Origin of the sequence: Streptomyces sp. RG80, assembly GCF_040446465.1 — a bacterium.
In the GTDB taxonomy this organism is placed as follows: domain Bacteria; phylum Actinomycetota; class Actinomycetes; order Streptomycetales; family Streptomycetaceae; genus Streptomyces.
The window spans coordinates 146837-167276 of sequence record NZ_JBEAAJ010000002.1 but is presented as its reverse complement, the minus strand read 5'-3'; the positions used below and the strand labels follow the sequence as shown (position 1 = coordinate 167276).

General features: G+C 70.5%; 18 protein-coding genes. 12 read left to right on the top strand and 6 right to left on the bottom strand.

Translation table 11 applies throughout. The annotated features are described in order from the left end of the window. Nucleotides 1-42 precede the first annotated feature (42 nt). The 3 genes from ABKA17_RS06670 to rhaI all read right to left on the bottom strand — a co-directional run bounded on the left by ABKA17_RS06670 (nucleotide 43) and on the right by rhaI (nucleotide 4826). Nucleotides 43-1482: a rhamnulokinase gene (locus ABKA17_RS06670; RefSeq protein ID WP_353690929.1), complete on the bottom strand. Its 1440-nt coding sequence runs from the start codon at nucleotides 1480-1482 to the stop codon at nucleotides 43-45. A 5-nt stretch (nucleotides 1483-1487) separates the two neighbouring features. Further along, nucleotides 1488-3527 (bottom strand): bifunctional aldolase/short-chain dehydrogenase, encoded by a 2040-nt coding sequence (locus tag ABKA17_RS06665; RefSeq protein WP_353690928.1) that lies wholly within the window; start codon nucleotides 3525-3527, stop codon nucleotides 1488-1490. A 138-nt stretch (nucleotides 3528-3665) separates the two neighbouring features. After that, nucleotides 3666-4826 carry an L-rhamnose isomerase gene (rhaI, locus tag ABKA17_RS06660; protein WP_353690927.1) on the bottom strand — a complete coding sequence of 387 codons (1161 nt, stop codon included), beginning with the start codon at nucleotides 4824-4826 and terminating at the stop codon, nucleotides 3666-3668. 294 nt (nucleotides 4827-5120) lie between these two features. Between rhaI and ABKA17_RS06655 the strand changes: the two genes are divergently transcribed. The 9 genes from ABKA17_RS06655 to ABKA17_RS06615 all read left to right on the top strand — a co-directional run bounded on the left by ABKA17_RS06655 (nucleotide 5121) and on the right by ABKA17_RS06615 (nucleotide 14844). Continuing rightward, complete coding sequence (locus ABKA17_RS06655) at nucleotides 5121-6638, top strand: sugar ABC transporter ATP-binding protein (RefSeq protein WP_353690926.1); 1518 nt, start codon at nucleotides 5121-5123, stop codon at nucleotides 6636-6638. Then, a complete protein-coding gene (locus ABKA17_RS06650; RefSeq protein WP_353690925.1) occupies nucleotides 6635-7675 on the top strand; it encodes an ABC transporter permease in 1041 nt (346 codons plus the stop codon). The genes ABKA17_RS06655 and ABKA17_RS06650 overlap by 4 nt, the downstream gene beginning before the upstream one ends. Next, nucleotides 7668-8657 (top strand): ABC transporter permease, encoded by a 990-nt coding sequence (locus ABKA17_RS06645; protein WP_353690924.1) that lies wholly within the window; start codon nucleotides 7668-7670, stop codon nucleotides 8655-8657. Before ABKA17_RS06650 ends, ABKA17_RS06645 begins: the two co-directional genes overlap by 8 nt. 30 nt (nucleotides 8658-8687) lie before the next feature. Further along, entirely contained in the window at nucleotides 8688-9767 is a 1080-nt protein-coding gene (gene rhaS, locus ABKA17_RS06640) for a rhamnose ABC transporter substrate-binding protein (protein WP_353690923.1), read from the top strand. Nucleotides 9768-9792: 25 nt separating this feature from the next. Further along, entirely contained in the window at nucleotides 9793-10113 is a 321-nt protein-coding gene (locus tag ABKA17_RS06635; RefSeq protein WP_353690922.1) for an L-rhamnose mutarotase, read from the top strand. Nucleotides 10114-10136: 23 nt separating this feature from the next. Continuing rightward, on the top strand, nucleotides 10137-11561 hold the full coding sequence (locus tag ABKA17_RS06630; protein WP_353690921.1) for a BNR repeat-containing protein: 1425 nt from the start codon (nucleotides 10137-10139) through the stop codon (nucleotides 11559-11561). 79 nt (nucleotides 11562-11640) lie between these two features. Then, complete coding sequence (locus ABKA17_RS06625; RefSeq protein ID WP_353690920.1) at nucleotides 11641-12666, top strand: LacI family DNA-binding transcriptional regulator; 1026 nt, start codon at nucleotides 11641-11643, stop codon at nucleotides 12664-12666. 103 nt (nucleotides 12667-12769) lie between these two features. Then, nucleotides 12770-14071 carry an alpha/beta fold hydrolase gene (locus ABKA17_RS06620; RefSeq protein ID WP_353690919.1) on the top strand — a complete coding sequence of 434 codons (1302 nt, stop codon included), beginning with the start codon at nucleotides 12770-12772 and terminating at the stop codon, nucleotides 14069-14071. A gap of 29 nt (nucleotides 14072-14100) precedes the next feature. Continuing rightward, nucleotides 14101-14844, top strand: coding sequence for a PIG-L deacetylase family protein (locus ABKA17_RS06615; protein ID WP_353690918.1), 744 nt, complete (start codon nucleotides 14101-14103; stop codon nucleotides 14842-14844). Between the two features lie 38 nt (nucleotides 14845-14882). On the opposite strand, the gene ABKA17_RS06610 is transcribed toward ABKA17_RS06615, so the two are convergent. Continuing rightward, nucleotides 14883-15083, bottom strand: coding sequence for a DUF5999 family protein (locus ABKA17_RS06610; RefSeq protein ID WP_353690917.1), 201 nt, complete (start codon nucleotides 15081-15083; stop codon nucleotides 14883-14885). 126 nt (nucleotides 15084-15209) lie between these two features. Here ABKA17_RS06610 and ABKA17_RS06605 point away from each other — a divergent pair, with 126 nt between their 5' ends. Continuing rightward, nucleotides 15210-16046 carry a pentapeptide repeat-containing protein gene (locus ABKA17_RS06605; RefSeq protein WP_353690916.1) on the top strand — a complete coding sequence of 279 codons (837 nt, stop codon included), beginning with the start codon at nucleotides 15210-15212 and terminating at the stop codon, nucleotides 16044-16046. Nucleotides 16047-16070: 24 nt separating this feature from the next. Here the strand turns inward: ABKA17_RS06605 and ABKA17_RS06600 are convergent, their stop codons facing one another. Beyond that, complete coding sequence (locus tag ABKA17_RS06600; RefSeq protein WP_353690915.1) at nucleotides 16071-17585, bottom strand: cytochrome P450; 1515 nt, start codon at nucleotides 17583-17585, stop codon at nucleotides 16071-16073. 108 nt (nucleotides 17586-17693) lie between these two features. Here ABKA17_RS06600 and ABKA17_RS06595 point away from each other — a divergent pair, with 108 nt between their 5' ends. Next, on the top strand, nucleotides 17694-18302 hold the full coding sequence (locus tag ABKA17_RS06595; protein WP_353690914.1) for a TetR/AcrR family transcriptional regulator: 609 nt from the start codon (nucleotides 17694-17696) through the stop codon (nucleotides 18300-18302). Between the two features lie 106 nt (nucleotides 18303-18408). Next, entirely contained in the window at nucleotides 18409-19146 is a 738-nt protein-coding gene (locus ABKA17_RS06590) for a DUF2470 domain-containing protein (RefSeq protein WP_353690913.1), read from the top strand. Here the strand turns inward: ABKA17_RS06590 and ABKA17_RS06585 are convergent. Further along, entirely contained in the window at nucleotides 19114-20337 is a 1224-nt protein-coding gene (locus ABKA17_RS06585; RefSeq protein WP_353690912.1) for a lactonase family protein, read from the bottom strand. The genes ABKA17_RS06590 and ABKA17_RS06585 overlap by 33 nt on opposite strands. Nucleotides 20338-20440: the final 103 nt, after the last annotated feature.

The following is a 20440-nucleotide window of genomic DNA, read 5'->3' as shown; positions in this document are numbered from 1 at the left end:
AGTGCAGAGTAATGCGGCTGCGAGGTATGGGGGAGACCCCGCTCACCGATCGGTGAGCCGAGCCTCCGCCTCGCGCCACGGTGCCGTGTCCCCCTGGGGTTCGTACCGTGTCAGCGGCTGGGTACGGGTCAGCAGCCCCCGCGCCTCGGCCAGGTCGCCGACGAGGCCGTGGGCCCGGGCCTGGACCAGGACGTTTCCGAGCGCCGCGGCCTCGGTCGGGCCCGCGACCACCGGCAGCCCGCAGGCGTCGGCGGTGAGCTGGCAGAGCAGCGCGTTGCGGGTACCGCCGCCGACGACGTACACGACGTCCACCGGATGATCGGCGAGCCGCCGTGCGTCGGCGATCGCCCTGCGGTGTGCGAGGGCCAGCGAGTCGAGGATGCACCGCGTGATCTCCCCCGGCGTCTCGGGCACCGGCTGCCCCGAGGCGCGGCACGCCTCGGCGATCCGCTCCGGCATCCGCCCGGGCGCCAGGAACGCCGCGTCCCCCGCGTCCACGACCGACCGCAGCGGAGGCACCTTCGCCGCGTCGAGCAGCAGCGCCCCCAGGTCCGGCTCGCCCCAGGCCCGTACGCACTCCTGGAGCAGCCACAGCCCCATGATGTTGCGCAGGTAGCGGACCGTGCCGTCCAGCCCCAGCTCGTTGGTGAAGTTGGCGGCCCGGCTCTCCTCGGTCAGCACCGGCGCGTCCAGCTCGAGGCCGGCCAGCGACCAGGTGCCGGTGCAGATGTACGCGAACCGCTCACCGTCACCGGCGGGCACCGCGGCCACCGCGGACGCGGTGTCGTGCGAACCGACCGCCGTCACCGGCACCGGCCCCCGCAACCCGGTCTCCTCCAACACCTCGGGCCGCAGCAGCCCGGCCGGATCGCCGGGCTGCCGCAACGGCGCGAAGAGGTCCAGGTCGATCCCGAGCCGCGCGGCGATGTCGTACGACCACGCGCGCGTCCGGGGATCGATCAGCTGGGTCGTCGAGGCGTTGGTGAGCTCCGTGCCCTGCTCGCCGGTGAGCCAGTAGGTCAGGAGGTCGGGGATGAGCAACAGCCGCTCGGCGTGCGTCAGTTGAGCCGACGAGTGGGCCGCGGTGAGCTGGTACAGGGTGTTGAAGGGCGCGTACTGGAGCCCCGTCGCCGCGTACAGTTCCTCGGCGGGTACGGTCGCCCACACCTTCTCGGCGATGCCCTCGGTGCGGGCGTCCCGGTAGTGCACGGGGTTGCCGAGCAGCGCCCCGTCCGCGTCGAGGAGGCCGTAGTCCACGGCCCAGCTGTCGATGCCGACCGAGTCGACCTGCCCGGCGGCCCGCAGTCCCTCCAGGACACCGGCGTACAGGGAGAGGATGTCCCAGCGCAGGCCCTCAGGGGTGCGCACCGGCCGGTTCGGGAAGCGGTGCGCCTCGGACAGCTCCAGGCTGTCCGGCCCGACGCGGCCGACCATGACACGTCCGCTGGACGCGCCGAGGTCGACCGCGGCGTACGACTTCACGCCCGTCACCGCAGGAAGGCGGCCGCGACGCCGGCGTCGACCGGGATGTGCAGACCGGTGGTGTGGGTCAGCTCCCCGCCGGTCAGGGCGAAGACGGCGTTGGCGACATGGTCGGGCAGCACCTCGCGCTTGAGGATGGTCCGCTGCGCGTAGAACTCGCCCAGCTTCTCCTCCTCCACGCCGTACACGGCGGCGCGCTGGGCGCCCCAGCCGGCGGCGAAGATGCCGGACCCGCGCACCACGCCGTCCGGGTTGACCCCGTTGACGCGGATGCCGTGCTCACCCAGCTCGGCGGCGAGCAGCCGGACCTGGTGGGCCTGGTCGGCCTTGGTGGCGGAGTAGGCGATGTTGTTGGGGCCCGCGAAGACGGCGTTCTTGGAGGCGATGTAGACGATGTCGCCGCCCAGCCCCTGCGCGATCATCACCCGGGCGGCCTCGCGCGAGACGAGGAACGAGCCCCGGGCCATGATGTCGTGCTGGAGGTCCCAGTCCTTGGCCGAGGTCTCGAGCAGCGGCTTGGAGATGGAGATGCCCGCGTTGTTGACGACGAGGTCCACCCCGCCGAAGGCGAGCGCGGCGGCCTTGAAGGCCTCGGCGATCTGCTCCTCGGACGTCACGTCCACGGTCACGGCGACGGCCTTGTCGGGCCCGCCGAGCTCCTCGGCCACGGCGGCGGCGTTGTCACCGTTGAGATCGGCGACGACGACACAGGCACCCTCGCTGACGAGCCGGTGCGCGATCGCCTTGCCGATACCGCTGCCCGCACCCGTCACCAGCGCGACCCGCGTGGCGAGCGGCTTCGGCTTGGGCATCCGCTGGAGCTTGGCCTCCTCGAGGGCCCAGTACTCGATACGGAACTTCTCGGACTCCTCGATCGGCGCGTACGTGGAGACGGCCTCCGCCCCGCGCATCACGTTGATGGCGTTGACGTAGAACTCGCCGGCCACCCGGGCGGTCTGCTTGTCCTTGCCGAAGGAGAACATGCCCACACCCGGGATCAGCACGATCGCCGGGTCCGCTCCGCGCATCGCGGGGGAGTCGGGCAGGGCGTGCCGCTGGTAGTAGGCGGCGTACTCCTCGCGGTAGGAGGCGTGCAGCTCCTTGAGCCGGGCGACGGCCTCCTCGATCGGCGCGGCCGGCGGCAGGTCGAGGACGAGCGGCGCCACCTTGGTGCGCAGGAAGTGGTCGGGGCAGGAGGTGCCGAGCGCGGCGAGCCGCGGGTGCTCGGCGGCGGCCAGGAAGTCCAGCACCACGTCGGCGTCGGTGAAGTGCCCGACCTGCGGCTTGTCCTGCGAGGCGAGGGCGCGGACATGCGGCGCGAGCGCGGCGGCCCGCTCCTTCCGCTCGGCCTCGGGAAGCGCGCCGTACCCCTCGACGGCGGGCCCGAACGGCTCGGCCTTGCCGTGCTCCTCCAGGAACTTCTCGGCGGTCCGGATGATGTGCAGCGAGTTCCGCTCGCACTCCTCGGCCGTCTCGCCCCAGGCGGTGATCCCGTGTCCACCGAGCACGCACCCGATGGCCTGCGGGTTGGCCGCCTTGATCGCGGCGATGTCCAGCCCCAGCTGGAACCCGGGCCGCCGCCACGGCACCCAGGCGACCGTGTCGCCGAAACACTCGGCGGTCAGCTTCTCCCCGTCCGCCGCGCAGGCGAGCGCGATCCCGGAGTCGGGGTGCAGATGATCCACGTGCGCGGCCTCGACGAGCCCGTGCATCGCGGTGTCGATGGACGGCGCCGCGCCACCCTTGCCGTGCAGGCAGTAGTCGAACGCGGCGACCATCTCGTCCTCACGCTCGACACCCGGGTAGACATCGACGAGCGCCCGCATCCGGTCCAGCCGCAACACGGCCAGCCCACCTTCGGTCAGGGTGCCCAGATCCCCACCGGACCCCTTGACCCACATCAGCTCCACATCACCCCCGGTGACGGGATCGGTTTCGACACCTTTCGCGGACGCGTTCCCGCCGGCGTAGTTGGTGTTACGGGGGTCGGCACCGAGCCGATGGGATCGGGCGAGCAGCGCGGCGGCTTCAGGATGGGTTGCCATGACTTTCAGTTCCTTCTGAAGAGAGGGGAAGCGGAGACACCTAGGGGCGCGGGGCTGTATCAATTTGCGGCTCCGCCGCGCGGGCGCGACCAGCCACATCCGGCCCGCACCCCGCAGACGACAGAACCCGGCAGACGCTCACGCACCCCATCCGGCCTGCTCGCCACCAACACGCTCAGCCACGATCTTCTCGGCCCACCCTGACCGCGCGTACGCCCCCATGGGATCGACGTCCAGCCCCATCTCCTCGCGAACCTCACGCAGCAACGGCCGCACATCGGTGTTGTACGCGTCCATCAGCACCGCATTCGCACTGAGCACATCACCGGCACGCTGAGCCTCGGCCAAAGCGGCGCCGTCGACCAGCAGCGCCTTCGCCGTCGCCTCCTGCACATTCATCACCGAACGGATGATCGCCGGAATCTTTGCCTCGATGTTGTGGCACTGATCGAGCATGAACGCCACGTCCGGCGTGAACCCGCCCCCACGCACCACTTCGTACATGATCCGGAACAGCTGGAACGGATCCGCCGCACCCACCATGAGGTCGTCATCCGCGTAGAACCGAGAGTTGAAGTCGAACCCGCCGAGCTTCCCCTCCCGCAGCAGCGTCGCGACGATGAACTCGATGTTGGTCCCGGGCGCGTGGTGCCCGGTGTCCACGACGACCTGCGCCTTCGGGCCCAGCTTCAGGCAGTGCGCGTACGCCGTACCCCAGTCCGGGACGTCGGTCGCGTAGAACGCCGGCTCGAAGAACTTGTACTCCAGCAGCATCCGCTGCCCGTCACCGAGCCGCTCGTACACCTCGGCGAGGCCCTCGGCCAGCCGGTCCTGGCGGGAGCGGATGTCGTCCTGCCCGGGATAGTTCGTGCCGTCGGCGAACCACAGCTTGAGATCGGTGGAGCCGGTCGCGTCCATGATGTCGACGCACTCCAGCAGATGGTCCACGGCCTTACAGCGTACGGAAGCCTCCGGATGGCAGATGCTGCCGAGCTTGTAGTCGTCGTCCTGGAAGGTGTTGGAGTTGATCGCGCCGAGCTGCACGCCACGGTCCTCGGCGTGCTTGGCCAGCGCGGCGTAGTCCTCGACCTTGTCCCAGGGGATGTGCAGGGCGACGGTCGGCGCGACACCGGTGAACGCGTGCACCTGCGCCGCGTCGTCCAGCTTCTCCTGCGGGGTACGGGGGACACCCTGTTGCGCGAACACCTTGAAGCGCGTTCCCGAGTTCCCGTACGCCCACGACGGCGTCTCGACTGCCTGGGTCTTGAGCGCGGCCTTCACCGCGGCGAGCTCGGTCACTTCAGGGCTCCTGTGACGTCGGGTCGGAAGGTTTTGAAAGGTTCCAAGAACACGTTCCGAGAAAGCTTCGGTGTGAAACGATTCAAGACGGGAAGCTATGAGCCGCTCGGGAGGGTGTCAAGCCCTGAGGCCAAGCCTGTTGCCCGTGACCCGGCTGTTACCTACGTACATCGAAATATTTTCGACACGAACCCATTGACGTGACATGCACTGCATGCCTAACGTCCCGGCAACCAAGTTGAAACCTTTCACGACGCCGTGAGGCAGGCCCCGGGCGTCGTCGAGGAGCCCCTCATGACCCACCCGTCCGAAACGGGTCCATCCCCGGTGCTGGCCCTCAAGGACATCTCGAAGTCCTTCGGCGCCGTACGCGCCCTTCGGGACGTGTCCCTGGAACTGTTCCCCGGCGAAGTGCACGCCCTTGCCGGCGAGAACGGCGCGGGCAAGTCGACCCTCATCAAGACCCTCGCGGGGGTGCACCGGCCGGACACCGGCCAGGTGCTGCTCGACGGCGAGCCCGTCGTCTTCCACGGCCCCGGCGACGCCCGCGACGCCGGAATCGCCGTGATCTACCAGGAGCCGACGCTCTTCCCGGACCTGTCGATCGCCGAGAACATCTTCATGGGCCGCCAGCCGCGGCGCGCGCTCGGCCGCATCGACCACAAGTCCACCCACGCGGCCACGGCCGCCCTGATGCAGCGGCTCGGCGTCGAACTCGACCCCGACCGCCCGGCGCGCGGCCTGTCCATCGCGGACCAGCAGATCGTCGAGATCGCCAAGGCGCTCTCCTTCGAGGCCCGCGTCCTGATCATGGACGAGCCGACCGCCGCCCTGACCGGCAGCGAGGTCGCCCGGCTCTTCGGAGTCGTGCGCACCCTGCGCGAACAGGGCGCCGCGGTGCTGTTCATCTCCCACCGGCTGGAGGAGATCTTCCAGATCTGCCGGCGGGTGACCACCCTGCGCGACGGCGCCTGGATCTCCAGCGAGCCGATCGACGGCATGACCGAGGACGACCTCGTCCGCCGCATGGTCGGCCGCGACCTCGACGAGCTCTACCCCAAGCAGGACGTCGAGGCCGGCGAGGTGGCGCTGAGCGTGCGCCGGCTGACCCGGGAGGGCGTTTTCACGGACGTCTCCTTCGACGTCCGGCAGGGCGAGATCGTCGGCCTCGCCGGACTCGTCGGCGCCGGGCGCACCGAGGTCGCCCGGGCGGTCTTCGGCATCGACCGCTGGGACGCGGGCGAGGTCGACGTGGCCGGCAAGGCGCTCACCAACGGTGCCCCTTCCACGGCCATGGCCGCCGGGCTGGCCCTCGTTCCCGAGGACCGGCGCGCCCAGGGCCTGGTGATGGACATGTCCATCGAGCGCAACATCGGCCTCACCGGACTGCGTACGACCGTCAAGGCCGGACTGATGGACCGGGGGGCCGAGCGCAGCCGGTCCCTGGACTGGGCGGTCAAGCTCCAGGTGAAGTACGCCCGCATCGCCGACACCGTGAACACGCTGTCCGGCGGCAACCAGCAGAAGGTCGTCCTCGCCAAGTGGCTGGCCACCGGCCCCAAGGTGCTGATCGTCGACGAGCCCACCCGCGGCATCGACGTCGGCACCAAGGCCGAGGTGCACCGCCTCCTGAGCGAACTGGCCGCCGACGGCGTGGCCGTTCTGATGATCTCCTCCGACCTGCCCGAGATCCTCGGCATGGCCGACCGCGTGCTGGTGATGCACGAGGGCCGCCTCACCGCCGAGATCCCGCGCTCCGAAGCCACCGAGGAAACCGTGATGGCCGCAGCCACGGGGAGGGCCGCCGCATGACGGTCATCAGCCCCGACAAGAGCCCCGTCGCCGAGGTGCCCAAGTCCAGTGGCACCCGGCTGGTGGACCGCGTCTTCAAGATGCGCGAACTCGCCATCCTGGTCGTCTTCCTGGTGATGATCGGCGTCACCCAGGCCGGCAACAGCGAGTTCCTGTCCGAGCAGGGCATCAAGGACCTCCTGCTGAACGCGACGATCCTGGTCCTGGTCGCCACCGGCCAGTCCCTCGTCGTCATCACCCGCAACGTCGACCTGTCGGTCGGCTCGACGCTGGGCATCAGCGCCTTCGCCGCCGGTACGTATCTCCAGGGCGGCGGAAACTCCGTCGTGGCGATCGCCCTCGCGGTGCTCCTCGGCATCGGCTGCGGACTCGTCAACGGTCTGCTCGTCAGCCTCGGCCAGGTGCCCGCCCTTGTCGTCACCCTGGGCACGCTCTACATCATCCGCGGCATCGACTCCATCTGGGTCGGCTCCCGGCAGATCACCGCGGCGAACCTCCCGGACGGGTTCATCGACTTCGGCTCCGGCGGCATCTCCGCCGTGCCGTATCTCGCGCTCATCGCGCTCGCGGTGCTCGTGGCCACGGCGTACTACCTCAAGCACTTCGGCAGCGGCCGCGAACTGTACGCCCTCGGCTCCAACCCCGAGGCCGCCCGGCTCGCCGGCATCCCCGTCCGCAAGCGGATCCTCGCCGCGTACACCTTCTGCGGGGCCCTCGCCGGACTCGCCGGCGCGATGTACCTGGCCCGGTTCGGCAACGTCGACTCCGGGACCGGCAACGGCTACGAACTCACCGTCGTCAGCGCGGTCGTGGTCGGCGGTGTCGTCTTCACCGGCGGCTCCGGCAGCGTCTACGGCGCGGCCCTCGGCGCCCTGCTGCTGACCTCCATCAACAGCGTGCTGCCCGCCCTCGGTGTCAGCTCCGTGTGGGTGCTCGCCATCAACGGCATCCTGCTCATCCTCGCCATCGCGGTCGACCGGGTCGTCGCGCTGCGCGTGGCCTCGGCCCTGAAGAAGAGGAACGCCCGCCATGCCTGAGTCTTTGACGCGAGCGATTCGCTGGGACACGGTCGTCGGCGCGCTCCTGATCGTCGTCCTGCTCCTCTCCTTCGGCACGGTCGACGGTTTCGGAAACGCCTTCAACCTGTCGTTCCTGATCGGCAGCACGCTCCCGATCGCCATGATCGCCCTGCCGATGACCCTGCTGGTCGTCTCGGGCGAGATCGACCTCTCGGTCGCCTCCACCGCCGGTCTCTCCGGCGCGGTGATGGGCGCCCTGTGGAACCAGGGCATGACGATCGAGGTGATCATCCCGATCTGTCTGCTGCTCGGTGTGGTCTGCGGACTGATCAACGGTCTGCTCGTCACCCGGCTCGGACTGCCCTCCCTCGCCGTCACCATCGGCACCCTCGCCGCCTACCGGGGCATCGCACAGATCGTGCTCGGCTCGGACGCGGTGACCGACTTCCCCACCCAGTACCTGGACTTCGCGTCCGGACGCTACGGGGACTCGTTCGTCCCGAAGGCCTTCCCGCCCTTCCTGGTGCTCCTCGTGATCGCCCTGATCGTCCTGCACGCCACGCCGTTCGGGCGCGCCACGTTCGCCATCGGCGCGAGCGAGGAGGCCGCGCGGTTCGCCGGCATCCGGGTCAAGCGGCAGAAGCTGATCCTGTTCACGGTGACCGGGCTGATGGCCTCGCTCACCGGGATCTTCTGGGCGCTGCACTACGCCAGCGCCCGCTACGACAACGCGACCGGCCTCGAACTGTCCGTCATCGCCGCGGTGCTGCTCGGCGGCATCGACTTCGACGGCGGCAAGGGCACGCTCGGCGGCGCGATCGCGGGTGTCTTCCTGCTCGGCACGCTCCAGAACGTGATGAGCCTCCAGGACGTCTCGGCCCAGTCGCAGATCGTCGTGACCGGAGTCCTGCTCGTCCTCTCCGTGCTCGGCCCCCGGGTCGCACGCCAGATCGCGGTGGCGAGGGCGGGCCGTAGAGCCGCCTCGACTCCGACCTCGTAAATCCGCTCACCCTCGTAAAGGACCTTCACCATGCGCAAGACATCGCTCCGCCGTGCCTGTGCGGCCCTCGCCGCCGGAACCTCCCTCGCCCTGGCGCTCACCGCCTGTGGTGGCACCACCAAGAAGGACGTGGAGAACGAGGGCGCCTCCGCCGCCTCCACCGCCAAGGCCGACCCGAACGCGGCCACCAAGAAGGGCCTGACCGTCGGCTTCCTGCCCAAGCAGGTCAACAACCCGTACTTCACCTCCGCCGACAAGGGCGGCGAGGCGGCCCTGAAGGAGCTGGGCTCCAGCTACAAGGAGGTCGGCCCGTCCAACGCCACCGACACCGCCGGCCAGGTGAGCTACGTCAACACGCTCACCCAGCAGCAGGTCGACGCGATGGCCATCTCCGCGCAGGACCCGGGCGCCCTGTGCACCGCGACCAAGCAGGCCATGAAGAACGACATCAAGGTCGTCACCTACGACTCCGACACCAAGCCGGACTGCCGTAACGCCTTCGTCTCGCAGGCCTCCGCCGAGGACCTCGGCCGCACCGAGGTGCAGCTGCTCGCCGAGCAGATCGACTACAAGGGCGAGATCGCGATCCTGTCCGCCGCGCAGACGGCGACGAACCAGAACACCTGGATCGACTTCATGAAGGACGAGCTGAAGGACCCCAAGTACAAGGACATCAAGCTCGTCAAGGTCGCGTACGGCAACGACGACGCCCAGCAGTCCTTCCAGCAGACCCAGGGCCTGCTCCAGGAGTACCCGAACCTGAAGGGGATCATCTCCCCGACCACGGTCGGCATCAAGGCGGCCGCCCAGTACCTGTCGGGCTCCAAGTACAAGGGCAAGGTCAAGCTGACCGGCCTCGGCACCCCCAACGACATGCGCAAGTACGTCAAGAACGGCACCGTCGAGGCGTTCGAGCTGTGGGACCCGTCCAAGCTCGGCGCGCTGGCCGCGCAGACCGCCGTGGCGCTGGTCTCGGGCCAGATCACCGGCGCGGAGGGTGAGACCTTCAAGGCCGGCGGCACGACCTACACCATCGGCAAGGACGGCGTGATCAACCTCGGCAAGCCGACCGTCTTCGACGCCAAGAACATCGACCAGTTCAACTTCTGATCCCCTCGTGAAGGAGCGGTACTCCATGCAGCGCGTCTGTTTCCTGCTCAAGGTCCGTCAGGACAAGCTCGCCGAGTACCGCGAACGGCACGCCGCCGTGTGGCCGGAGATGCTCGACGCTCTCTCGGCCACCGGCTGGCACAACTACTCCCTCTTCCTGCGCGACGACGGCCTGCTCGTCGGCTACCTGGAGACCGAGGATTTCGAAGCCGCGCAGGCCGGTATGGAAGCCACAGAGGTCAACGCCCGTTGGCAGGCCGAGATGGCGCCGTTCTTCGAGTCGCTGGACGGCGCCCGCCCCGACGAGGCCATGAAACCGCTCACCGAAGTGTTCCACCTCGCCTGACATCCCCATCAGGAGCCGCACCCATGAAGAGACGTACTCTGCTCGGCGCCGCCCTCGCCGGTGCCGTGGTGACCCCCGCCTTCGCCTCCGGCACCGCCCGTGCCGCCGACCCCGGCCCCTCGGTCACCAGGACGGGCACGACCACGCTCGACAGCCAGGCCGTGTTCTTCGTGTCCTACGACGGACTGGTCAACAACAACTCCTTCCAGAAGAACGGCCTGTTGACCTACAAGGGCTACCAGTACGCCGTCTGGTACACCGCCGACAAGAACGCCGTCGTCGGACGCCGGGTCCTCGGCGGCAGCACCTGGTCCACCGTCCAGGTCGGCCACACCCTCAAGGCCAGCGACTCCCACAACGTCATCTCCATGGGCGTCTCCAAGGTCGACGGCCGACTGCACCTCAACATGGACTCGCACAGCGACGGCTTCACCTACGTCAAGTCGGTCGCCGGGCTCATGGACAACCCCGCGGGCCTGAGCTGGACCGCGGCCCGGTTCGGCGCCCCCCAGTCCACGCTGGACGGCCTGGCCCTGACCTCGCAGTTCACCTACCCCCAGTTCATCTCCACGCCCGAGGGCAAGCTCCAGCTCAGCTACCGGGTCGCCATCTCCGGCAACGGCCGCAACGCCCTCGCGGAGTACGACGGTTCCACCTGGACCAACCTCGGCGAGTGGTCCAGCTCCACCGGCACCTACACCAGCGAGCACGGCTCCTCGACGGCCCGCAACATGTATCTGCACGGCATCGACTACGACGTCAACGGCCGGCTGCACTCCTTCTTCACCTGGCGTGAGCAGAACGGCGCCGTGATGTGCTCCAGCGGCGGCATCACCAACCACGACACCGGCTACGTCTACTCCGACGACCGCGGCCGCACCTGGCGCAACAACGCCGGCACCGCCGTCGGCACCACCGGCGGCTCCGACAAGGTCGCCGTCACCGACTCCGGCCTCGTCGTCGACGCGCTCAACCCGGACCACTCCCTGATGAACCAGGAGAGTCAGGCCACCGACTCCGCCGGCCGACCGCACGCGATCATCAGCTACGTGCCCGGCCGTTTCGGTCAGTGCACCACCAACTACGTCTCCGACCGCACCGCGAACGGCCGCGCCTTCCACCTCCGCAAGAACGCCTCCGGCACCTGGCAGAAGACCGAGATACCGGTGGTGCTGGGCTCCAGCCAGCGCACCAAACTGGTCCTGGACAAGTACAACAACGCCTACGCGATCTTCCCGTTCGGCCGGATCGCCGCAGCCTCCGCGGCCTCCGGATACACCGACTGGAAGATCCTCTTCGACGGCAGCGGCCTCAACGCCTTCGGCGAGGTCGTGATCGACGAGATGCGGATCAAGGCCGACAACGTCCTGTCCTTCATGTACCAGGAGAAGTCCACCGGCACCACGCCCTCGGCGCTGCACGTGGTGGACTTCGCTCTTCCCGCCTGACCGAAGCAGCAGATGGGCGGCGTGCCGGTAATGTGAAATCCTGCCCGCCGCCCGTCATTTCCCTGGAGGTCTCTGCCTGATGGCCCAGTCGGTGGGTATCAAGGACGTCGCCCGTGCCGCCGGAGTCTCCGTGGGCACGGTCTCGAACGTCATCAACCGTCCGGACTCCGTCGCCACCGAGACCCGCGCGCGGGTGCAGTCCGCGATCGACCGGCTCGGCTATGTCCGCAGCGAGTCCGCGCGTCAGCTCCGCGCGGGCCGCAGCCGGATCATGGGGCTGCTCGTCCTGGACATGGGCAACCCGTTCTTCGTCGACGTCGCGCGCGGCGCCGAGCGGGCCGCCCGGGACGCCGGACTCGGCGTGATGGTCTGCAACAGCGCGCAGAGCCCCGGCGAGGAGGCCGAGTACCTCTCGCTCTTCGCCGAGCAGCGGGTCCGGGGCGTGCTGCTCACCCCCGCCGACGCCACCGGCCGCAACATCGAGACCTTCCGCCGGCACGGCATCCCCTTCGTACTCGTCGACCGCGTCGCCGAGGGCACCAAGGAGTGCTCGGTCTCCGTCGACGACGTCGCCGGCGGCGCGCTGGCCGTGCGCCACCTCATCGACGCCGGACACCGCAACATCGCCTACGTCAGCGGCCCGCCCGGCTTCAACCAGGTCCGCGACCGCCGTACCGGCGCCCTCAACGCGCTCGCCGAGGCCGGCCTCGCCCCCGGAGTGCTGCGCGAGCTGCCCACCGAGCGCCTCGACGTCGCCGCGGGCCGTGACGCCGGCGCCCGCCTCCTCGGGCTCGCCGACCGCCCCACCGCGGTCTTCTGCGCCAACGACCTGCTCGCCCTCGGCGTCCTTCAGGCCATGTACGCGGCCGGCATAAACGTTCCCGACGACCTCGCCATCGTCGGCTACGACGACATCGAGTTCGCCGCCGCCGCGGCCGTCCCGCTCACCTCGGTCCGCCAGCCCGCCGTCACCATGGGCGCCCTCGCCGCCGAGCTGCTGCTGGAGGAGACCGAGGCGGAGACCGCGCCGCGCCGGCACGAACACCGCCGGGTCGTGCTCCAGCCGGAACTGGTCGTACGCCGCTCGAGTCTCTCCGCCCGCTGATCCACCATTCAGTACGATTTCATGATCCCGGGGATCGGATATCGGACGGACATGTGCTGAACTGGGACGCGTCTCGAAGATTCCGTCCGTCCCGGGAGCCCAGTTGACCGCGACCTACCGCCAGCCCGGCGTCGTCCTCACCGACCGCCGCTTCACCGTGCCCCTCGACCACGACGACCCCACCGGGGAGACGATCGAGCTCTACGCCCGTGAGGTGGTCGCCGGCGACAAGGTGCGGCAGAACCTGCCCTGGCTGGTCTACCTCCAGGGCGGCCCCGGCTTCGGCGCGAACCGCTTCGTGGGCAAGCCCGCCTGGCTGGGCCGCGCCTTGAAGGAGTACCGCGTCCTGCTCCTGGACCAGCGCGGCACCGGCCACTCCACCCCCGCCAACCGGCAGACGCTCCCGCTGCGCGGCGGCCCCGCCGAGCAGGCCGACTACCTCACCCGCTTCCGCGCCGACTCGATCGTCAAGGACTGCGAGACGATCCGCCCCGAGGTCACCGGCGGCGCCCCCTGGACCGTCCTCGGCCAGAGCTTCGGCGGCTTCTGCGCGGTCACCTATCTCTCCACCGCCCCCGAGGGCCTCAGCGCCGCCGTGATCACCGGCGGCCTTCCCTCGCTCGACGCCCACGCCGACGACGTCTACCGCGCCGCCTACCCGCGCATCGAGCGCAAGGTCGCCGCGCACTACGCCCGCTACCCGCAGGACGTGGAGCGGGCCCGCCGGATCGCCGAGCACCTCCTGAACCAGGAGGTCGTCCTGCCCAACGGCTACCGCCTGACCGTGGAGGCCTTCCAGTCCCTCGGCATCGTCCTCGGCGGCGGCGAGGGCAGTCACCGGCTGCACTTCCTCCTGGAGGAGGCCTTCGTCCGCACCCCGCACGGCACGGCCCTGTCCGACGCGTTCCAGGAAGAGGTCCAGCACCTCCTGTCGTACGCGGGCCACCCCCTCTACGCCCTGGTCCACGAGGCGATCTACGGTCAGGACGAGCGACCGACGGCCTGGTCGGCGGAGCGGGTCCGCGCCGAGTTCCCCCAGTACGACGCCGCCAAGACGCTCGCGGGCGACGGACCGCTGCTGTTCACCGGCGAGTCCATCCACCCCTGGATGTTCGAGACCGACCCGGCCCTGTGCCCGCTCCGCGAGACCGCCGACCTCCTCGCCGCCCGCACCGACTGGACCCCGCTCTACGACACCGCCCGCCTCGCCGCCAACGAGGTGCCGGTCGCCGCCGCCGTCTACCACGACGACATGTACGTCGACACCACGCACTCCCTCCAGACCGCCCGTGCCGTCCGGGGCCTGCGCACCTGGGTCACGGACGAGTTCGAGCACGACGGCGTCCGGGCCGGCGGCCCACGCGTCCTGGACCGGCTGCTGGCCCTCACCCGCGACGAGGCGTGAGTGTCGGTGGCGCGGGCTACTCTGCGGGCATGACCGATGTGACGACCAATCAACTTCGGCCCATGCCCGAGGACTGGCAGCGCGCCCTCGCCGTCGTGGCCCACCCGGACGACCTGGAGTACGGCTGCTCGGCGGCGATCGCCGCCTGGACCGACGCCGGTCGGGAGGTCGCCTATGTCCTCGCGACCCGCGGGGAGGCCGGGATCGACACTCTCGAACCCGCCAAGTGCGGTCCGCTGCGCGAGCGGGAGCAGCGGGCCAGCGCGGCGGTGGTGGGGGTGTCGGCGGTGGAGTTCCTCGACCACGCCGACGGTGTCATCGAGTACGGCATCGACCTGCGCCGCGACATCGCCGCCGCGATCCGCCGCCACCGCCCGGAACTGGTCATCACCCTCAACCACCGCGACACCTGGGGCGGCGTCGCCTGGAACACCCCGGACCATGTGGCGGTGGGCCGGGCGACCCTGGACGCGGCCGCCGACGCCGGCAACCGCTGGATCTTCCCGGAACTGGTGGAACAGGGCCTGGAACCCTGGAACGGCGTCCGCTGGGTCGCCGTCGCGGGCTCCAGCACCCCCACCCACGCATCGGACGCGTCGGCCGGACTGGAGCGCGCGGTGCGCTCACTGCTCGAACACCGCACCTACATCGAGGCGTTGACCGACGAGGAACCGGAGACGTACGCCCGTGACTTCCTGAGCGCCAACGCCACCGCGACGGGGGAGCGGTTCGGTGGGAAGCCGGCCGTGGCCTTCGAACTCTTCGGCCGGTAGGGGGACTTACGAGGCGGAGCGACTGCCGGACGGTTCGGTCAGGCGGCGACGACCAGCGGGCCGAGCGTCCGGTGGGGGCTCACCGTCCGGCCGTCCGGGAGGAGTTCACCGGTGTCGTCGAAAACGATGGTCCCGTTGCACAGCAGGTGCCAGCCCTGTTCGGGGTGGGACGACACGATGATCGCGGCGTGGTGGTCCGTGCTGTCGGCGGTGGGGCACGCGGGCTGGTGGCTGCACATGATGTCTCCTCGACGCGGTCCTGCTCCTGCTTTCATCGGCTGCACCTCAGTGGTAGCCGAGTTTGTTTTCTCTTGTATGTGGAGACCCCCACATCGCAGGAAATTCATCGGTGAGCTCGGTTCCGTATGCTGGAATCCATGCAAGATCACATAGTCGGTGCCGCCGATCTGCGCGGCGACTGCGCGAACTGCTTCGGGCTGTGCTGTGTCGCCCTGCCCTTCACGGCCTCGGCGGACTTCGCACGCGACAAGTCGGCCGGCACCCCCTGCGCCAACCTCCAGGACGACCACCGCTGCGGCATCCACGCCCGGCTGCGGCAGCAGGGCTACAGCGGCTGCACGGTCTACGACTGCTTCGGGGCCGGCCAGAAGGTCTCGCAGGTCACGTTCGGCGGCCAGGACTGGCGAGGCGGCTCCCGTGAGCGGGCCCGCGAGATGTTCGACGTGTTCCCGGTCGTCCGGCAACTGCACGAGCTGCTCTGGTACCTCACCGAGGCCCTCACCCTGCCCCCGGCCCGCCCGATCCACCCCGACCTGCGCGGGATGCTGGAGCGGACCGAGGAACTCACGCGCCGCACCCCGAAGGAGCTGCGCGGGTTGGACGTCGCCGGGCACCGTCAGGAGGTCAACGTCCTGCTGCTCAGGACCAGCGAACTGGTCCGGGCGGGCACCCGCGGCAAGAAGAAGGACCGTCGGGGCGCCGACCTGATGGGCGCCCGTCTCAAGGGCGCCGACCTGCGCGGTGCCAACCTCCGCGGGGCCTACCTGATCGCCGCCGACCTCACCGGTGCCGACCTGCGGGGCGCGGACCTGATCGGTGCCGACCTGCGCGACACCGACCTCACCGACGCCGATCTGACCGGCGCCTTCTTCCTCACCCAGCCGCAGCTGAACGCGGCCAGGGGCAGCGCGGGCACGAGACTGACCGATTCGGTCACCCGCCCGGGCCACTGGACGACCTGAGGGCCCGGGAGCGCCGGTGCCTCCTCAGTCACCGCCCCCACGCACAGGACACCGTGACTCCGGTACTACCGCCTCTTCGGCCTCCGCCGCCGACGCCACCGGCGCGGGCACGCTCCGTCGCTCCAGGTGCAGCCGCAGCCCCTCCGGCATCAGCGTCAGCCGCTCGGTCACCCGGAGCCGGTAGGCGGGGTCGGCCCGGAGCTCGTAGCGGCGCAGGAGCAGGCCGAGGACCAGGGTGGCCTCGTGCAGGGCGAACTGCCGGCCGATGCAGGCCCGGGCGCCCGTCCCGAACGGCTTGAAGGTGTGCGGGGCACGGGTGCGTACCGCCTTCGGGTCGAAGCGGTCGGGGTCGAAGCGCTCGGCGTCGGCGCCCCACACCTCGGGATCGCGGTGCAGCATCGGGGTGAGGACAAGGGTCCACGCGCCACGCCGCATCGGATGGTCCCCGGCCAGCAGCGTGTCCTCGACGGCCTCCCGGGCGAAGGCGGGCGCCGTCGGCCACAGCCGCAGCGACTCGTCCAGCACCCGGCGCACATAGCGCAGCTTGGCGACCTGGTCGTACCCCGGGACCGCCGCGTCGCCCCAGACCCGGTCCACCTCGGCACGCGCGCGTGCCGCGACGTCCGGGTGCCGGGAGAGGTAGTGCAGGGCGAACGAGAGCGCACCCGACGTCGTCTCGTGGCCGGCCACCAGGAAGGTGATGACCTGGCGGCGGACGTTCTCGGCGGAAAGCCGTTCGCCGGTCTCGGGGTGGGACGTCTGAAGCATCCGGTCGAGGAGGTCGCCGTCCCCGCTCCCCGTGCGCCGGACCCGGATCAGTTCGTCGACGGTCCGGTTCAGATACCCGATGTCGGCCTCGTTGTGCCGCGCCGCCTTCCGCAACAGCCCTGGCCAGGGCACGCTGTTGAGCCGCTGCGCGTAGGTGAGCGTGCCCACCATCGCGGTGATGAACGGATGCGGCCGGTCCCGCTCGAAGGAACCGAAGTCGTGCCCGAACCCGGTGCGCGCGATCGTCTCCAGCGTCAGCTTGGTCATGTCGCCGGGCACGTCCACCGCGCGGCCCGCCGTGAGCTCCCGGTCCCAGTGGTCCGTGAGCCGCTCGGCCACGGCCAGCATCATCGGGTGGTAGCCCTCCATGGCCTCACGGCTGAAGCCCGGTGCCAGCACGTCGTGCGCCAGCTGCCAGTTCGGCTCGTGGTTGTACGCCGTGAAGAGCCCGTCCCCGGCGACCGGCCGCAGGTTGGCGACGCCGAGCCCGACGTGCTTGGCGAAGCGCGTCTCGTCGGCGAGGTCGGCGGCCAGCTCCCCGCCCCACACGAACACGAACTCCCGGTTGAAGGCCTTGCGCCGGTAGATCGGCCCCAGCATGCGGGCGTACTTGAGCGAGTCCTGGAGCGGGGTGGCCCTGTTGGCCCCGAGCACATCGCCCAGGAGCGGGAGCCGGTGCGGCGGATGCGGGATGCGGTGCAGCTCGGGCCAGCCCTGTTCGGCGCTGCGGAACCCCTTCGGCAGCCCGGTATCGGCCGTTGTGTCCGCCATGACGCCATCTCCCTTGCTCCACCTGCGGATTACGCGTGTTGTACGTGGGTTCAATAGCGTGGTTCAGTGTGATCCCGTTGTTGAACCGGCGTCAAGTAAAGTGCTGACATGGCCGCCAAGCAGGGTGAACGCGCTCGCCGTCGGCTCAGCACCGAGGAGCGCCGTGAGCAGCTCCTCGCCGTCGGCGCCAGGCTGTTCTCGGAGAGCCCGTACGACGACGTGTGGATCGAGCGCGTCGCCGAGATCGCCGGGGTCTCGCGCGGGCTGCTCTACCACTACTTCCCGACCAAGCGGGACTTCTTCGCGGCGGTCGTCGAGCGTGAGAGCGCCCGGATGCTGCGGATGACCGAGGCCGTCCCCGGTGTCCCGGTGCGCGAGCAGCTGGCCGCCGGGCTCGACACGTTCCTGGAGTACGTCGAGGCCCACGCGCACGGTTTCCGCGCCTTCCACCGGGCCGACGCGGCGGGGGACCAGGCCGTGCGCAAGGTCTACCAGCGCTCGCTCGCCGCACAGGAGCGGCAGATCCTCGCGGCGCTCACCGCGGACCCCGAGTTCGGCGCGGCCCTCGGGGCGCGGCCCGACATCGAGCTGGCCGTGCGCGGCTGGCTGGCCTTCACCACCGCCGTCTGTCTGGAGTGGCTGCGGGGCTCCGAACTCTCCCGGGAGCAGGTGCGGGACCTGTGCGCCCGGGCCCTTTTGGGAGCCATTGCCCCCTGAGCGCGCCCCCGTGCGCCGAAAAGGGACCGTAAAGGATGAGGGCGCTGGTTGGCGTACACCCCGATCTCGGATAGGTTAGGCAAGGCTTACCTAAGGAGGTTCTGGGATGGGTGCTGGGACGGTTGACAGCCAAGGCTGGGCGGCGGCGCCTGCCGCGGCGGAGCGGGCGCGCTCGGTGCTCGCCACCGCGTGGTCCTGCACGGTGACCGCGGACGGCGGGCGCGAGGAGTTCGTCGGCGCGCACGCCGTGACCGACGACGGCCGACTGCTGCTGGACGTGCCGGAGGACAGCGCCCTGCTCGCGGCCGCGATCTGCGCGCCCCGTGGCGAGCCGTCCGCCGTGGTGGAGTTCGCGGACGTCTCGCCCGTCCCCGTGCGCAACCGTATCCGCGCCCGGCTCTGGCTCGCCGGCTGGTTCGTCCCCGAGGACGGCAAGCTGGCGTTCCAGGCGACGCGCGTGGTGCTGCGCCAGCCGTCCGGCGCCGTGGTCATCGACCTCGACGAGTACGCCGCCGCCGTACCCGACCCGCTGGCCACCGCCGAGGCACGGCTGCTGACGCACCTCGCCGACTGCCACTCCGACGCCGTCGAGCGGCTCACCCGGCTCGTGGAGTCCGACAGTCTGCACGGCGCGGTGAAGGTCCAGCCGATCGCCGTCGACCGGCACGGACTGACCCTACGGATCGAGCGCAACCGCGCCCACGGCGACGTACGCCTGCCCTTCCACCGGCCGGCCGACGACGTGGGGCAGCTCACCGAGCGGATGCACGTTTTGCTCACCCAGGCGAGCGCCGCGTCCTGCCCGCGCGCCCTACAGCGGCAGCGCACAGACGGCGACGGGTGACGCGAACGGCTCGCCCGCGAGCCGTAGTTCACCGCTCGCCGAGTTCACCCGGAACACGCTCACCGTGCTGGAGCGCTGGTTCGCCGCGAACAGCAGCGTCCCGTCCGGCGAGAAGGCGATCTGACGCGGGAAGTCCCCGCCCACGGGCACGGTGTCGAGCAGCCTGAGCCGGGCGCCGTCCGCCTCGATCGCATAGCGCGTGAGGCTGTTGTGGCCCCGGTTGGCGAGATAGGCGTACGAGCCGTTCGACGTCACCAGGAGCTGCGCCGGGTAACTGGTGCCCGACCCCGTGCCCGTGGACTGTGCCTCGCCCACGGTCAGACGGCCGGTCTCCACGTCGTAGGCGCAGACGGCGACCGTGTTGTCGACCTCGTTGGCCAGATAGGCGAACCGGCCGCCGGGGTGGAAGGTCAGATGGCGCGGTCCGGCGCCCGGCCGGGTCCGCGCCCGCGCGACCTCGGTGAGCTTCCCCGTCCGCTCGTCGAGCCGGTAGGTGTAGACGGTGTCCGTGCCCAGGTCGACGGCGAGCACATGGCCGCCGTCGGGACTGGTGACGACCTGGTGGGCGTGCGGACCCTCCTGCCCCGGTCCCGGCGGGGGTGCGGAGTGGGTGACGAGGTCGGCGCGTTCGCCGATCGCCCCCGAGGCCTCGATCGGATGCACGGCCACGCTGCCCGAGCCGTAGTTGGCGCTCAGCAGCCAGCGCCCGCCCGGATGCACCGACAGATGACAGGGCGCGCCGCCGCCGGTGGCCCGACTGCCCAGCACCTCGCGGTCGGCGAGCCGTACGGCGGTCACGGCGCCCTTCTCCCGCTCGTTGACCGCGTACAGCGTGTCGCCGTTCGGATGCAAAGCGAGGTACGAGGGGTCGGCGACGCCCTCGAGAGTCCTGCCGCCGGTCACCTCGCCGGTCGCCGGGTCGTAGGTGGCGAAGCCGATGCCGGTGCCGCCGCCCTCGGCGGAGGTGTAGGTGCCGAGGTAGAGGGGGTGAGGGCCGCTCGGGGTGGAGGTCGGGGTCGCACCCGGGGTGCCGGCCTCCGGAGCCCGGACGGCCGGGGTCGACGGGCTCGACGGGGCCGCCGAGGGCGCCGGAGCCGTCGGGCCGGGCGCGTCGCCGCAGCCCGCCGCCGCGGCCGCCGTTCCCGCGAGGGCGCCGACGAATCGGCGCCTGCTCCAGTCGCCCCTGCCCATGCACACACCTCGGGTGGTCGGTTGCCTCGGCCGTCACCACCTTGACGCGGACCACCCCGCACACGCAAACGGCGCCGGCGGTCGTCGGGGGGTCCGAGAGGCG

What these genes read in the sequence shown, in the direction of transcription:
- ABKA17_RS06665 (WP_353690928.1), bottom strand. Translation starts at nt 3,527, where the DNA reads ATGGCAACCCATCCTGAAGCCGCCGCGCTGCTCGCCCGATCCCATCGG.
- ABKA17_RS06655 (WP_353690926.1), top strand. Translation starts at nt 5,121, where the DNA reads ATGACCCACCCGTCCGAAACGGGTCCATCCCCGGTGCTGGCCCTCAAG.
- ABKA17_RS06650 (WP_353690925.1), top strand. Translation starts at nt 6,635, where the DNA reads ATGACGGTCATCAGCCCCGACAAGAGCCCCGTCGCCGAGGTGCCCAAG.
- ABKA17_RS06645 (WP_353690924.1), top strand. Translation starts at nt 7,668, where the DNA reads ATGCCTGAGTCTTTGACGCGAGCGATTCGCTGGGACACGGTCGTCGGC.
- rhaS (WP_353690923.1), top strand. Translation starts at nt 8,688, where the DNA reads ATGCGCAAGACATCGCTCCGCCGTGCCTGTGCGGCCCTCGCCGCCGGA.
- ABKA17_RS06635 (WP_353690922.1), top strand. Translation starts at nt 9,793, where the DNA reads ATGCAGCGCGTCTGTTTCCTGCTCAAGGTCCGTCAGGACAAGCTCGCC.
- ABKA17_RS06630 (WP_353690921.1), top strand. Translation starts at nt 10,137, where the DNA reads ATGAAGAGACGTACTCTGCTCGGCGCCGCCCTCGCCGGTGCCGTGGTG.
- ABKA17_RS06625 (WP_353690920.1), top strand. Translation starts at nt 11,641, where the DNA reads ATGGCCCAGTCGGTGGGTATCAAGGACGTCGCCCGTGCCGCCGGAGTC.
- ABKA17_RS06615 (WP_353690918.1), top strand. Translation starts at nt 14,101, where the DNA reads ATGACCGATGTGACGACCAATCAACTTCGGCCCATGCCCGAGGACTGG.
- ABKA17_RS06610 (WP_353690917.1), bottom strand. Translation starts at nt 15,083, where the DNA reads ATGTGCAGCCACCAGCCCGCGTGCCCCACCGCCGACAGCACGGACCAC.
- ABKA17_RS06605 (WP_353690916.1), top strand. Translation starts at nt 15,210, where the DNA reads ATGCTGGAATCCATGCAAGATCACATAGTCGGTGCCGCCGATCTGCGC.
- ABKA17_RS06600 (WP_353690915.1), bottom strand. Translation starts at nt 17,585, where the DNA reads ATGGCGGACACAACGGCCGATACCGGGCTGCCGAAGGGGTTCCGCAGC.
- ABKA17_RS06595 (WP_353690914.1), top strand. Translation starts at nt 17,694, where the DNA reads ATGGCCGCCAAGCAGGGTGAACGCGCTCGCCGTCGGCTCAGCACCGAG.
- ABKA17_RS06590 (WP_353690913.1), top strand. Translation starts at nt 18,409, where the DNA reads ATGGGTGCTGGGACGGTTGACAGCCAAGGCTGGGCGGCGGCGCCTGCC.
- ABKA17_RS06585 (WP_353690912.1), bottom strand. Translation starts at nt 20,337, where the DNA reads ATGGGCAGGGGCGACTGGAGCAGGCGCCGATTCGTCGGCGCCCTCGCG.